This window comes from Pseudomonas sp. GW821-FHT02H09 (assembly GCF_059421425.1).
The window spans coordinates 128,039-141,160 of the sequence record NZ_JBWKVA010000013.1; the positions used below are offsets into that span (position 1 = coordinate 128,039).

Here is a 13,122-nt window from a genome sequence, read left to right on the forward strand (position 1 = left end):
GGGTTACTCCGTGGTCCGGGTTTCGCCAGAGATTGATGGTTGGGGTTTGCGTTGCAGCCAGGACAGCACCCAGACGAAAAACACCGGCACGAAAATCACCCCCAGCAAGGTGGCGCTGAGCATGCCGCCAATCACCCCGGTGCCAATGGCCCGCTGACTGGCAGCGCCGGCTCCGGTGGCCAGGGTCAGCGGCACGACGCCGAGGATAAAGGCCATGGAGGTCATCACGATGGGGCGAAAGCGCAGGCGCGCGGCCTGAATCGCCGCCTCGCGTACGGGCATGCCTTGCTCCCACAGTTCTTTGGCAAACTCGACAATCAAGATCGCGTTTTTCGCCGCCAGGCCGATGATGGTGATCAGGCCGACCTTGAAGTAGACGTCATTGGGCATGCCGACGGCGGTCACGGCCAGCACGGCGCCCAGGGCGCCGACAGGCACGATCAGCATTACTGTCAACGGGATGGCCCAACTCTCATAGAGCGCCACCAGCAACAGAAACACCACCAGGAAGGCCAGAGCGAAGACCATCAAGGCCTGGCCGCTGGCGACCTTCTCCTGATAGGACAGGCCCGTCCATTCGTAACCTATGCCGGCTGGCAGTTCGGCGGCCAGACGCTCCAGCTCGGCCATGGCTTCACCGGTGCTGACCCCGGGCGCCGCATCCCCGGCGATCTTGATGGCCGGATAGCCGTTGTAGCGGGCGATCTGTACCGCGCCTTCCTCCCAACGGGTAGAAACAAACGCGCTCAGCGGCACCAAGGCGTTGCTGTCGTTGGGGACATACAGCTTGAGCACGCTTTCGGGCGTCATGCGGGCGGCCTGTTCGGCTTGCACCACCACGCGTTGCAGCCGCCCGGCATTGGCGAAGTCATTGATCACCGTGGAGCCGAATGCCGTTGACAGAGCGTTGTTGATCGAATCGAAACTCACGCCTAGCGCTCGGGCCTTCTCCCGATCGATATCCAGGCGCAACTGCGGTGCTTCTGCCAGGCCTTCCATAATCGTGTAGAGAATCTTCGGATTGCCGTTGGCCTTGCCCAGCAACTGGTCACGCGCTGCCAGCAGGGCTTCTCGGCCGAGTCCGGCGCGATCCTGCAGGCGCAGGGCGAATCCGCCGGAAGTGCCCATACCCTCGATCGGCGGCGGGCTCACGGCCATGACGGTGCCGTCATTCAGGCTGGCAAACCGTTGGTTGAAGGCTGCCGCCTCATCCGCTGCTGACTGCCCCTTTCCGCGTTCCGACCAATCCTTCAACGTCGGGAAGGCGATGCCGGCGTTTTCGCCCTGACCGGAAAAGCTGAAACCCAGCAACATGGTCATCGAGGCTGTGGTGTCCCGGGACATCATGTAGCGTTCCAGTTCTCGGGCCGTCAGGTCGGTGCGGTTTCGAGTGGCGCCAGGAGGGAGCTGGACATCAATGATCAGGTAGCCCTGATCCTCCACCGGGACGAAGGATTCCGGCAGGCGCAGGTAGAAAAAGCCCAGCAGGGCGACGATGCCCGCATAGATCAACATGTAGCGCCCGGTGCGTTTGACCAGCGTGGTGTTGAGCCGCTCATAGCGCTGCGCGAGGCGATTGAAGCCACGGTTGAACGCGCCGAAGAAACCGCGCTTTTCGTGATGACCAGTCGGAACGGGTTTGAGCAAAGTGGCGCACAGCGCAGGGGTGAAGGTGAGGGCCAGGAAGCCTGAAAACAGAATGGACACCGCCAGCGACAATGAAAACTGCTGGTAGATCACGCCCACCGAGCCGGACATGAAGGCCAGCGGCATGAACACCGCCGACAGGACCAGGGTGATACCGATGATTGCGCCCGACACCTGGCCCATCGCCTTGACCGTCGCCGCAGCGGGGCTGAGTCCTTCCTCGGCCATGATCCGCTCGACGTTCTCTACGACCACTATGGCGTCGTCCACCAGGATGCCGATGGCCAGCACCATGCCGAACATGGTCATCATGTTCACCGAGAAACCCAGCAAGTACATGAAGGTCAGCGTGCCCAGCAGACAGACCGGCACCACGATGCCCGGGATCAACGTGTAGCGGATGTTCTGCAGAAACAGGAACATCACCAGAAACACCAGGACCATGGCTTCGATCAGGGTGTAGATCACTTTTTCGATGGCCACGTCGACGAAGCGCGAGGTGTCGTAGGGAACGGAGAACTCGGCATCGCTGGGCAGGTTGACTGACAGTTCGTTCAGGCGTTGTTTGACTGCCGCCACGGTTGCAATGGCATTGGCGCCGGGGGCGAGTTGCACCGCGGCGGCAACGGCAGGCTTGCCGTTGAGGCGCGACTCGAAGTTGTAGCTTTGACTGCCCACGGCGATGCGTGCCACATCGGCCAGGCGCACAGTCGAGCCGTCCTGTTTGGCCCGCAGGACGATACGGCCGAACTCCTCTGGGTTGTCCAAGGTACCCTTGACCGCCAGGGTCGCGGTCAGCTCCTGTTGTGACGAGCCGGGAGTGCTGCCAAAACTGCCGGCCGGTACCTGGACGTTCTGCGTGCGGATCGCCGCATTCACATCGTCGATGGACAGCCCGTAACCGATCAGTTTCTGCGGGTCGATCCAGACCCGCATGGCGGCTTCAGCCGCGAAAAACTGCAGCCGACCGACACCGTTGACGCGACTGATTTCATTGTTGACGTTGCGCGCGGCGTAGTCGGCGAGGGCCACGGTGTCTTTGCCTGCGCTGTCGCCTTTGTAACTCAGGGTGTAAATCATCAGGAAGCCGGAACTGGCTTGCTCGACCTGCAGGCCCAGATCGAGCACAGCCTTGGGCAGGCGGGCCTCGGCTTTTTTTATCCGGTTCTGGACGTCGACCTGGGCCAGCGGTGGGCTGGTCCCGGGCTCGAAGGTCACGACGATCTCGCCGGTACCGTTGGAGTTGCTGGTGGACTCGTAATAGAGCAGGCCCTTGGCGCCATTGAGTTCCTCCTCAATGACGCTGGTGACCGAATCCACCAGGACCTTCGCCGAGGCGCCCGGGTAGTTGGCGGTAATGGTGATCTGCGGTGGCGCGACGACCGGGTACTGGGACACCGGTAGCAAGGGGATGACCAGCAAACCGGCGAGCATGATGAACAGCGCGACGACCCAGGCAAAATTCGGGCGTCGGATAAAGAACAGAGACATCTCGTTTCCTCGAGCGCTAGGCCCTTACTGGATCTTGGCCTGTTGGGTGGTCAGCGATTTGGGAATGACTTTGTCACCAGGATTGATGCCGCTCATTGCGCCGGTGATGATCTGGTCGCCCACGGCCAATCCCTTGGTGATCTGCCAGCGTGAGTCCTGCATGGCGCCGGTGTTCACCGGTTTGGCTTCGACTGTTTGGTCTTGGCCGATGACCAGCACTCGTGCCTGACCATCTGCAGAACGCTGCACAGCGCGTTGCGGTATCAGGATGGCGGCCTTGTCCAGGCCTTGCGGAGCACTGACGCGCACGTACATGCCCGGCAGCAGCACCGCTTCCGAGTTGGCGAAGCGCCCGCGCAGGGAGATCTGGCCGGTGGCGCGGTCCACGGCGATATCGGAGAACAGCAGCTCGCCCTGACTCTGGTGCTCTGAGCCTTCGACGCTCAGGGTCAACGGGGTTTCAGCGTTGCCGGTAAGGCGTCCCTGTTCGATGGCGGCGCGCATGCGCAAGGCATCGGCCACGGGTTGGGTGAAGTCGACGTAGATCGGGTCCAGCTGCTGGATGCGCGCCATCATGGTCGCGTCGCCTTGACCGACCAATGCACCCTCGGTGACCAGGGCTCGGCCTATGCGCCCGGCGATAGGGGCTTTGACCGTGGAGTAGCTCAGATTCAGCCTGGCTGTTTCGATATCGGCCTGGGCCGAGCGCTTGGCTGCCAGGGCGCTTTGCAGGGCCGCTTTGGCGGTATCGAAGTCTTGCTGGCTTACCGCCTCGATCTTGACCAGTGGTTCGTAACGCTTGACGGTCGCCTGGGCCTGGAAGAGCGCCGCATCGGTCTTGGCCAGCTCGCCCTGAGCCCGCGAAAGCGCTGCCTTGAACGGCGCCGGGTCGATCTGAAACAGCAGATCACCGGCTTTGACATCCGCGCCCTCCTCGAAATGCCGAGCCAGCACGATGCCCGCTACCCGTGCGCGCACTTCAGCAACGCGCACCGGCTCTACACGTCCCGGCAATTGTGCGATCAGGGTCAGTGGTTCGCTGCTAACTGTCATGGATTCGACTTCACGCGGCCCCCCGGGTCCGCCCCAACCCTGCGGCGGCTGTTCACAACCTGCCAGGCTCAATGCGGCCAATAAAGGGAGTACCGGAACCACTTGCCATCTGCGCGACGTACTCATCTTTCACCTGGGCCAGGCCCGTTAGCTGCTAAAGATGCGAATGATTGTTTGTTTTGTCAAATGAGTCAATATTGACTCATTTGGTTCTTTTGTGAGCGGCTTCGTCGTTGTGCTTGAGAAGCTGGGCAATTTCTGGACAATGGCCCGCACGTCATTCTGATAATCGAAGAAACGCCTAATGGATTTATCCGCAGCGAACGAGAAACTGTTGAAGGCCCTGGCGATTGCCATGGTCGATCACCCGGCAGGGACGTTCAAAGACATCGCCGAAGCCGCAGGCGTGAGCAAGGCCACGTTGAATCGCTTCTGTGGCACGCGTAACAATCTCATTGAGATGCTGTTCAATTACGGCTCTATTGTGATCAATCAGGTCATGGATAACGCGAACCTGCAGGAAGCACCGCCTCTTGAGGCCCTCCAGCGCCTGATCGAAAACCATTTGACCCATCGTGAACTACTGACTTTCCTGGCCTTCCAGTGGCGGCCTGATTCGCTGGATGAATGCGCAGGCGGCAGTCGCTGGAAGCCTTATTCGGACGCGCTGGACAATTTCTTCCTGCGCGGTCAGCGCGAAGGGGTGTTTCGCATCGACATTAATGCCCAGGTGCTGACAGAGATGTTTGCCTCGATCATTTACGGATTTGTTGATGCAGAACGGCGCGGGCGGGTTGCCCGGGTGGGTATGGCGCCGCAGGTCATGCAGTTTTTTCTGCAGGGCGCTACCAGCCGTTAAAGGCTTGGCCTCGGAACCGATGCTGCGGTGTCGATGCTCGCGGGGCAGGGGACTTGCACGTATATGAATAGCGACCGCTGTCTCCATAGGCCGCTATCTGGGCGCAGATTCAGGTTTTCAAACCGTTCGATTGAGTCTGATGTTGTGGGTGCTGCTGGTGTCTGCGGTCAAAGCCAGGCTTTGATTTGGGCGCTGACAGCCTGAGTCGAAATGCCGTAGCGATCATGCAGCGTCGGTAATGCACCCGCATCCAGAAACGCATCAGGCAAGGCGATTTGCCTGAAGGTTGGTGTCACCCCATTGCGCAGTAATACCCCGGCAACGGCTTCACCTAGCCCACCGATAATGGAGTGGTTCTCTGCGGTCACTACCAATCGACCGGTTTTTCTCGCTTCGGCAAGAATGGTCTGTTCATCCAGTGGTTTGATTGTCGGCACGTGCAACACGGCGACATCAATTCCGTCAGCCTGCAGCTGTTTGGCCGCTTCCAGTGCGCGCATCGTCATCAAACCCGTGGAGATGATCAAAACATCGTTGCCGGTGCGAATGGTCTTGGCCTTGCCGATCTCGAATTTGTAGCCGTATTCATCCAGCACCAGCGGCACATTCCCGCGTAGCAAACGCATGTAGACGGGCCCTTGATGCGCGGCAATGGCCGGCACTGCCTGTTCGATTTCCAATGCATCGCACGGGTCGACGATCATCAGGTTGGGCATGGCGCGGAAGATCGCCAAGTCGTCTGTGGCCTGGTGGCTTGGGCCGTAGCCGGTCGTGAGGCCAGGCAATCCACAGACGATTTTGACGTTGAGGTTTTCCTCGGCAATCGCCATGCAGATGAAGTCGTAGGCGCGACGGGAGGCGAAAACCGCGTAGGTTGTGGCGAAGGGAACGAAGCCCTCCCGAGCCATCCCCGCCGCCGCACTCATCAGCAGTTGCTCAGCCATGCCCATTTGATAGAAGCGATCTGGATGCGCCTTGGCGAAGATGTGCAGGTCGGTGTACTTGGACAAGTCGGCGGACATGCCGACGATATCCGGACGCTGATCCGCCAGCGCGGCTAACGCATGCCCGAAAGGTGCCGACTTGGTGGCTTGGCCTTCGGAGGCGATCGAGGCGATCATCGCCGAGGTGGTGAGGCGTTTTTTTGCCGGTTCGCCCGTCGAGGTCGGAGTGTTGGCTGCGTTACTCATTGGTTTTTTCCTTCTTCAAGGTTGTTCAGCGCCAGATCCCATTCGTGTTCTTCCACGCGGATGAAATGTGTCTTTTCGCGGGTTTCCAGAAACGGCACGCCCTTGCCCATGCGGGTATCGCAGATGATGACGCGTGGTTGGGTTCCAGGGTGGCTGCGGGCGGCGTCGAATGCGCTGACCAATGCATCAAGGTCATTGCCATCGACGCGCTGGGTGAACCAACCGAATGCCTGCCAGCGATCCACGATCGGCTCGAACGACAGAATTTCACTTGAGTAACCATCGGCTTGCTGGTTGTTGACGTCGACAATCGCGATCAGGTTGTCGAGCTTCCAGTGAGACGCCGACATCACCGCTTCCCAGGTCGAACCTTCATTCAGTTCGCCGTCCGATAGCAGGTTGTAGACGAAGGAGGGCGATCCTTTCCGCTTCAGGCCCAGGCAGGCACCTACCGCGATGCCCAAGCCCTGGCCGAGTGAGCCTCCGGTGATTTCCATTCCCGGGGTGTAGGTGGCCATGCCCGACATGGGTAGGCGGCTGTCGTCCGATCCGTAGGTTTCCAGTTCTTCCAGCGGAATGATTTCGGCTTCGATCAATGCCGCATACAGCGCAATCGCGTAGTGACCGATGGACAGATAAAAGCGATCTCTGCCTTCCCATTCCGGGTCTTCTGGCCGATAGCGCAGGGCGTGGAAATAGGACACCGCCAGCAGATCGGCAGCGCCGAGTGCCTGGCCGACATAGCCCTGTCCCTGAACCTGGCCCATTCGCAGCGCGTGGCGACGAATGTTGTGGGCGCGGTCCACGAGGTCTGTAGAGCCGGGGTGTGATGTGTTAGTCGTCATGCGTGAACTCCTTTAACTTAACGGTTGACCAAGGCAGCGGGGACGCGCAGCACTAACAAGGCGCCGCCGACCAGTACGCCAGTGATCAGATACATGCCAATGGCGCTGGAACCAGTCACGGTGGTGACCCAGCCGATCAGATAAGGCGAGCAGAAGCCTGCGAGGTTGGCGAAGCTGTTGACGGCCGCGATGCCTGCGGCAGCGGATACGCCACCCAGCAACGTGGTGGGTAGCATCCAGAACAGCGACGTGGCGGACAGAATTCCGGAAGCGGCCAGGCAAAGGCTGAGAATGGAGAGCGTCACATTTCCCCCCATTAGAGCCGCCAGGCTCAGCCCGATAGCACCTGCGATCATCGGTACAATGAGATGCCAACGGCGCTCGCGATGTTTGTCACCACTGCGTCCGGCATACAGCATGGCCACAATCGCGCAGAGGTAGGGCAGGCTGGTCAGCAGGCCGATTTTCAGCGGATCGGAAACCCCTGCGTTACGCACCAGGGTCGGCAGCCAGAAGGTGATTGCGTATTGCCCCATCACCACGCAGAAGTAGATGGCGGCGAGCAACCAGAGACGCCGATCACGGATGAATGCACCAGGGGAGGCGTGGGTAACCTTCTTGCCCTCATCCTCGGCCAGCTCCCGGCTGATGAGTGCTTTCTCTTCGTCGTCGAGCCAGGTGGCTTGATGCACGCCGTCTTTGAGGTAGCTCAGCACCAGCAATCCGACCACGACAGTGGGAACGGCTTCCAGGGCAAACATCCACTGCCATCCAGCCCAGCCATGCATACCGGCGAAATGGTTCATGATCCAGCCGGAGAGGGGCCCGCCCACCATCCCGGAGAGCGGAATGGCGATAAACCACAGCACGGTCATACGGGCGCGACGGTAGGACGGAAACCAGTAGGTCAAATACAGCAACAGTCCAGGCGCCAGACCAGCTTCGGCAATGCCGAGCAGAAAGCGCAGTGCATAGAATTGCCAGGCGGTTTCGACGAAGGCGAACAGGGCAGACACGATGCCCCAGGTGATCATGATCCGCGCAATCCAGATGCGCGCACCCACCCGATGCAGAATGATGTTGCTCGGCACTTCGCACAGGAAATACCCAATGAAGAACATGCCCGCGCCCAGTCCGTAGACCGTTTCGCTGAGCGACAGATCGTTCATCATCTGCAACTTCGCAAAGCCGACGTTGACCCGATCAAGGTAAGCGCACAGGTAGCACAGCATCAGAAAAGGCATCAGGCGCCACGCGGTTTTACGGTAGGCGTTGGAGCGCACGGTCGAAACCGCTTCGAGCGACAGGGTTGTCATGAGGTCTGATCTCTTGTTTTTATTGATCGCCAAGCCATAAGGCCCGGCTGCATCGTCGATCCAGAACCGCACGGGCCGCGAGGCCCGCCAGGTGTGCTCAGTGAATCAGCATTCCGCCGTTCACATCCAGAGTGATGCCGGTCAGGTAGGAGGACAGGTCGCTGGCCAGGAACAAGGCGGCATTGGCCACGTCCTGGGCTTCACCCAGACGTCCCAGCGGGATGCCGTCGATGATCGCGTGCCGGCGTTCGTCCTGCATCAAGCCACCGGTGATATCGGTGTGAATTAAACCGGGGGCGATTGAGTTGACCCGTACCTTGTCCGGCCCCAGTTCGCGTGCCATGGCTTTGGCTAGACCCAACACGCCCGCTTTGGCGGCACTGTAATGAGGGCCACCGAAAATGCCACCGCCCCGTTGAGCGGAAACGGACGACATGCACACGATGCTGCCGGAGGACTGTTGACGCATGGTTGGAATCACTGCCTGTGACATGAGCAGGGTGCCGCGCAGGCTGACGTCCAGCACCTTGTCGTAATCGGCAGGGCGGATGTCCAGGGTCTTGAGTGGTTGGGTGATGCCGGCGTTGTTGACGAGAATATCGATGCGGCCGAAATGCTCGATGATTTTGGCGACTGCCTGTTGAACTTGCGATTCGTCAGCGACGTTGGCTGCGAGCCCGAGATGGCCTTCGCCCAGGGAAGCTGCGGCATCACGTGCGGCGGATTCATCCAGATCCAGTATCACGACGTGGGCGCCTTGTTGCGCGAAAGTGATCGCTGTTGCCCGGCCAATGCCACGTGCTGAAGCTGCACCGGTGATGATCGCGACCTTGCCTTGAAGAAGCATGGGAGGGTACCTCTGATTGTTGTTATTGGGTCGATCCGAATCGAATCGATGACTCAGCTTGTTCCCCAGGCCCGCCTTGAGCAATAACGTGAACTTCACTGGATGCTGAAAAAAATTCAGCACTCGCCAATGAAATGATCGGATGGTTGAATAGGTGAACGCCCGGCCTATGCCACTTGCAGCGGAATAACAATAATCATGCGTTCACCCGGCGATGCACCTGCGATACTGCCACCCCTGAAAGCCATTCAGGCCTTTGAACAGACCGCCCGCTTCGGCAATGTAGCGCGCGCGGCTGAGTTGCTCGACCTGACACCCTCGGCGGTCAGCCACCAGTTGGCCAAACTGGAGGCGATGATCGGTCGACAGTTATTTTTCAGAACGGCCAGAGGCGTGACGCTGACCCCGATCGGCGAGCAATACCTCACTGAGGTTTCTGGCATCCTGCACAGTCTCGCCGTGGCGACCGAGCGCGCCGCCAGTGATGTCAGCCTTGATTGTCTGCGATTGCACTCGTCGCCCAGTTTTGGCCTGTTATGGCTGATGCCGCGTCTGGAGCAGTTTCGCCAGAGCCATCCCGATATTCAGCTCAACCTCTCGTGTTCCTACGAATCACTGCACTTCAGTCGAGACAAGATCGATGTCGACATCCGCCATGGGATGCCCAATTGGCCGAGCTTCGAAGTGCGAACGATACGTGATGAAAAAATTGCGGTGATGGCGTCCCCGAAACTGTTGGAAAAGCACCCGATCCGAATGGTCGCGGATCTGCTGGACAGCAATCTGATCCTTTCGGAGGCCACGCTGATCAAGTGGCCACAGCTGTTTGCGCAACATGGCTTGTCACGTCCAGAAAAACCCTATTCGCTGAGCTTCGACCGGTCTTACATGACATTGGAGGCCGCCAGCCACGGGCTTGGCTTTGCTTTGGAAAGCACATTGCTGGCGCAGGATTATCTCGCGCGCGGTGCTTTGGTAGAGGTAGCACCGGAGCTGAGCGCTTCGATTACTGCACACCATTTGGTTTTCCCAAGGGCCCACTCAAACTTTCCTCGGGTCAGACGATTCCTGGAATGGATGCAGAAAGAGTTGGGGCATGATTTCAGTTATTGACTGTCAGTTAGGTGCGGGGAGCTCCGATACCATGGTCATCAAGAGTCCATCGACGGCGAGGCCGCTTTTGCGGCGTTCGATATTTGGAGTGGTGTTCGACCGGGCGCTGTCGTTTCTGAATCGCCACGATAAACGAGAGAACACATCTGATCGACGCACCTCCGGCCATCGCGGCAATCCTGCGGAAAATGATACCCGCGGCCTGATAGCTGCTTCTCCACGTGGCTGTAGAAAGCACTCGGTAGCGCGACTTGGACTTATGTTCTTCTCGTTCTTGACATGCCCTCCGAACAAGTCCAAAAATGAGTCCATTCCTGCTGAGGGAATATTAAAAAACCTTTAGATTTCAATGGGTCGGACACCAGATGCGAGTCTCGTTTCCCGCTCCAGGCATTAAAAAATGGATCTCTGAAAAGAGGTCCATTTTTTTTCGTCCAAAGAAAAGTCTTTCTTTGATTTTCCCGCTACATCCTCTGAAAACACTAAAATCCAGCCCCAATGGGTAACGCCAGTCAGTTAAAGAGTTTCAGGTTCAGCACTGTCCCCCGTAGCAGCTGGCGAAGCCTGCGTCCGGCGGCGAAGCCGTCGCAAATCCTGCTTCCACGATTTGTCTGGAATACCGCAGTGACTGTATTACGACTGCTGCGCAGCCGGACGCAGGCTTCGCCAGCTGCTACGGTTCGCGTAATGTCTTAACTGACTGGCATTAGCCCCAATGGGTACATTTTCCAGTACATCAATCCGGTGCTTGGCAGATCGGTTTTTTCGTGGTGCCTGCGTCATTGAAAGCTGTACAAATCTCCTCAATCCATACGAGACGGAGTTTGTAGGGGCAAGTCCATCGCTGAACAGCCATGAGATTGAGCCGATATTCGTATCGGTGAGTCCATGACCGCAAAATGCCAGGATCAACTGGTCAACGACCTCGGCGCCCACCGGAAACAACTCATCGACTGCCACCTGCACCCGTTCGCGTGTGACTGGATTCTCGATGCCGCCGGTGGGACCGTCGTCGACGACTCTTATGTTGTCGGCGCCGAAACCCTTGCGTAGCGCCCATTCACCCATTGAACGGGCCGCGAAAATGGCTCCGTCCAGATACGCGAAGCGCATGGCCAGGTTTAGGACAGAAGTCACCGTGCTCACTCCGATTGCCAGACAAGCACGCCTAACCATGGGGACCCTCCGCATTGCGCTTAGTGAGGAGGGTGTAAAGGTGAACCGGTAAAAAAAACGGGTGCCAGCACCAACGCGGCGGCCCAGGAGGCGTGAGTCGTTCAGCCAGCATGGTGGCGCCTGCGAACAGCATCATCGGAATGTGCCATGCCCCGCTAACAAGCGGCACGAACATCCAGGCCCAGCACGAAACGATACAAAAGACGCCATGTGTCATGCCGAATATCAGACAATCCCTGTCGGCAGCCCAGCCGAACATACCTATTCGGCGCAGTAGATGGCCCCGATTGAGTGCTGCACGGTGCCACGGGCTTGCGCTCCATAGCATCGCGATCAGCAGTGCCACGGCCAGGGCGTTTTTTATGACAGCAATCTGTAGCAACAACGCTAGGGCTGTCAGAATGGGGCCAACAGCCATCCATAGCGCACAGTAACCGAGCAGGAACCCGACTGACGCTCGTATTCGCCTGCTTGGCAGGCTAGAGCGCCAGACATGCATGAGTGGCATCGCCAGAAGGGGTGGCATCATGGCCAAAAGCATCAAGGCCCAACCCGCCAGAATTCGATGGAGCGGGTTGAGTGCGAGCTCAGCTTGCAGCGCCGCGGGCCAACTCGTGATGATCGATAGCCCATTCGCGGCCACGCAAAACGCGGGACCTTCTGTGTTCACCTCGTTGTAAGCGCAAAGGGCCAGGCCGAGTCCCGCCGTGGCAAAAAGCAATGGCCAGGGGTCGTAAGTAAAACTGCGTAGAACTGGGCCTAGCCGCATGATGTCGCTCTCAACTCACGACACCACTTCGCGTGAGAACGCTTACCCTCCCAGTCAGGGGACCAGGGTCGCAGCGGCATGTTGCCCGCCGCCACTTGTTGGTAGATGTTGCCGGCGAGGTTCATCACCGCGTCGTAGCTGGCCAGGTCGAGGCCTTGCCTGGCCGTGTGCTCCCGGTCTTCGGAGGTGAACATATCGCGGATCTGCCCATACCAGGCAGGGTTGGTGATAGGCGCTGTGGTGGAGGTCATTGTCATGCCCGACTCCTTGTCGTCAATAACAAACAAAAGTTCCAGTGGACCGGATCCTGGTCGCCAGCGTGCTCGTGCTCAACGCATGCACGTTGCTCGAAATGCCCTGGCGACTCGGTAGTATCCCGACCAGCAGCGCCTAGGTTGCCTTGATGGCGATGAACGAGGCGACCAGTCCAGCTGGCGCGCCGTTGTGAGGCTTCATGCGGATGACCGATCCAGTGATGGCCGGAACCTGATTCACTCCGTTCGGCCAGCGCTCCGTCAGCGATCCGTCATAATCGTAGAAGTAGTCTTGTGTCGAGGTCCCCGGCCGTCCGCTGCCCTCAATGTGTACGTGGTCTGGAACACCGTTGTGGGCGGGGGTGATGACCCCCTTCAAGTCCATGACGGCGTTCGACCCGAAACCGAGTTCGCCGATGAATGTCCCGTTGAAGGTGTCCTCCACTGTCCACACGCCTTCCGCGAACAACAGGTTCGCCAGTTTTTCCGGGTCACCGTCTGTCAACGCAGGGTTGTTGAGAAAGCTCCTATAAGTCCATTTTCCTGCAAAGGGATTGTTCAT

General features: G+C 59.0%; 12 protein-coding genes. 2 read left to right on the forward strand and 10 right to left on the reverse strand.

What is annotated here, in order from left to right; all coding sequences use genetic code 11:
* Nucleotides 1-3 precede the first annotated feature (3 nt).
* Nucleotides 4-3,138 carry a multidrug efflux RND transporter permease subunit gene (locus AC07VR_RS18600; RefSeq protein ID WP_495012134.1) on the reverse strand — a complete coding sequence of 1,045 codons (3,135 nt, stop codon included), beginning with the start codon at nucleotides 3,136-3,138 and terminating at the stop codon, nucleotides 4-6.
* A 24-nt stretch (nucleotides 3,139-3,162) separates the two neighbouring features.
* The gene (locus tag AC07VR_RS18605) at nucleotides 3,163-4,317 is read right to left on the reverse strand and encodes an efflux RND transporter periplasmic adaptor subunit (protein WP_495012135.1); all 1,155 of its coding nucleotides are present in this window, start codon (nucleotides 4,315-4,317) and stop codon (nucleotides 3,163-3,165) included.
* Nucleotides 4,318-4,495: 178 nt separating this feature from the next.
* On the opposite strand from AC07VR_RS18605, the gene AC07VR_RS18610 reads away from it, so the two are divergent.
* Entirely contained in the window at nucleotides 4,496-5,050 is a 555-nt protein-coding gene (locus tag AC07VR_RS18610) for a TetR/AcrR family transcriptional regulator (RefSeq protein WP_495012136.1), read from the forward strand.
* Nucleotides 5,051-5,217: 167 nt separating this feature from the next.
* Here AC07VR_RS18610 and AC07VR_RS18615 read toward each other — a convergent pair whose 3' ends face one another.
* From AC07VR_RS18615 to AC07VR_RS18630, 4 genes are all read right to left on the reverse strand, one after another.
* Nucleotides 5,218-6,240, reverse strand: coding sequence for a transketolase family protein (locus tag AC07VR_RS18615; RefSeq protein WP_495012137.1), 1,023 nt, complete (start codon nucleotides 6,238-6,240; stop codon nucleotides 5,218-5,220).
* On the reverse strand, nucleotides 6,237-7,085 hold the full coding sequence (locus AC07VR_RS18620; RefSeq protein WP_495012138.1) for a transketolase: 849 nt from the start codon (nucleotides 7,083-7,085) through the stop codon (nucleotides 6,237-6,239). Before AC07VR_RS18620 ends, AC07VR_RS18615 begins: the two co-directional genes overlap by 4 nt.
* A gap of 17 nt (nucleotides 7,086-7,102) precedes the next feature.
* Nucleotides 7,103-8,401 (reverse strand): MFS transporter, encoded by a 1,299-nt coding sequence (locus AC07VR_RS18625; RefSeq protein WP_495001939.1) that lies wholly within the window; start codon nucleotides 8,399-8,401, stop codon nucleotides 7,103-7,105.
* A gap of 97 nt (nucleotides 8,402-8,498) precedes the next feature.
* Nucleotides 8,499-9,248, reverse strand: coding sequence for an SDR family NAD(P)-dependent oxidoreductase (locus AC07VR_RS18630; RefSeq protein ID WP_495012139.1), 750 nt, complete (start codon nucleotides 9,246-9,248; stop codon nucleotides 8,499-8,501).
* Nucleotides 9,249-9,446: 198 nt separating this feature from the next.
* Here AC07VR_RS18630 and AC07VR_RS18635 point away from each other — a divergent pair, with 198 nt between their 5' ends.
* Nucleotides 9,447-10,361 (forward strand): LysR substrate-binding domain-containing protein, encoded by a 915-nt coding sequence (locus tag AC07VR_RS18635; protein WP_008154195.1) that lies wholly within the window; start codon nucleotides 9,447-9,449, stop codon nucleotides 10,359-10,361.
* 633 nt (nucleotides 10,362-10,994) lie between these two features.
* Here the strand turns inward: AC07VR_RS18635 and AC07VR_RS18640 are convergent.
* From AC07VR_RS18640 to AC07VR_RS18655, 4 genes are all read right to left on the reverse strand, one after another.
* Nucleotides 10,995-11,498: a hypothetical protein gene (locus tag AC07VR_RS18640; RefSeq protein WP_495012140.1), complete on the reverse strand. Its 504-nt coding sequence runs from the start codon at nucleotides 11,496-11,498 to the stop codon at nucleotides 10,995-10,997.
* Nucleotides 11,499-11,529: 31 nt separating this feature from the next.
* Nucleotides 11,530-12,306, reverse strand: a complete 777-nt coding sequence (locus tag AC07VR_RS18645) for a copper chaperone (protein ID WP_495012141.1) — start codon at nucleotides 12,304-12,306, stop codon at nucleotides 11,530-11,532.
* Nucleotides 12,297-12,563: a hypothetical protein gene (locus AC07VR_RS18650; RefSeq protein WP_495012142.1), complete on the reverse strand. Its 267-nt coding sequence runs from the start codon at nucleotides 12,561-12,563 to the stop codon at nucleotides 12,297-12,299. Before AC07VR_RS18650 ends, AC07VR_RS18645 begins: the two co-directional genes overlap by 10 nt.
* Nucleotides 12,564-12,696: 133 nt before the next feature.
* Nucleotides 12,697-13,122 carry a hypothetical protein gene (locus tag AC07VR_RS18655; RefSeq protein WP_495012143.1) on the reverse strand — a complete coding sequence of 142 codons (426 nt, stop codon included), beginning with the start codon at nucleotides 13,120-13,122 and terminating at the stop codon, nucleotides 12,697-12,699.

What these genes read in the sequence shown, in the direction of transcription:
- AC07VR_RS18650 (WP_495012142.1), bottom strand. Translation starts at nt 12,563, where the DNA reads ATGACAATGACCTCCACCACAGCGCCTATCACCAACCCTGCCTGGTAT.
- AC07VR_RS18615 (WP_495012137.1), bottom strand. Translation starts at nt 6,240, where the DNA reads ATGAGTAACGCAGCCAACACTCCGACCTCGACGGGCGAACCGGCAAAA.
- AC07VR_RS18630 (WP_495012139.1), bottom strand. Translation starts at nt 9,248, where the DNA reads ATGCTTCTTCAAGGCAAGGTCGCGATCATCACCGGTGCAGCTTCAGCA.
- AC07VR_RS18600 (WP_495012134.1), bottom strand. Translation starts at nt 3,138, where the DNA reads ATGTCTCTGTTCTTTATCCGACGCCCGAATTTTGCCTGGGTCGTCGCG.
- AC07VR_RS18625 (WP_495001939.1), bottom strand. Translation starts at nt 8,401, where the DNA reads ATGACAACCCTGTCGCTCGAAGCGGTTTCGACCGTGCGCTCCAACGCC.
- AC07VR_RS18605 (WP_495012135.1), bottom strand. Translation starts at nt 4,317, where the DNA reads ATGAGTACGTCGCGCAGATGGCAAGTGGTTCCGGTACTCCCTTTATTG.
- AC07VR_RS18620 (WP_495012138.1), bottom strand. Translation starts at nt 7,085, where the DNA reads ATGACGACTAACACATCACACCCCGGCTCTACAGACCTCGTGGACCGC.
- AC07VR_RS18635 (WP_008154195.1), top strand. Translation starts at nt 9,447, where the DNA reads ATGCGTTCACCCGGCGATGCACCTGCGATACTGCCACCCCTGAAAGCC.
- AC07VR_RS18645 (WP_495012141.1), bottom strand. Translation starts at nt 12,306, where the DNA reads ATGCGGCTAGGCCCAGTTCTACGCAGTTTTACTTACGACCCCTGGCCA.
- AC07VR_RS18610 (WP_495012136.1), top strand. Translation starts at nt 4,496, where the DNA reads ATGGATTTATCCGCAGCGAACGAGAAACTGTTGAAGGCCCTGGCGATT.
- AC07VR_RS18655 (WP_495012143.1), bottom strand. Translation starts at nt 13,122, where the DNA reads ATGAACAATCCCTTTGCAGGAAAATGGACTTATAGGAGCTTTCTCAAC.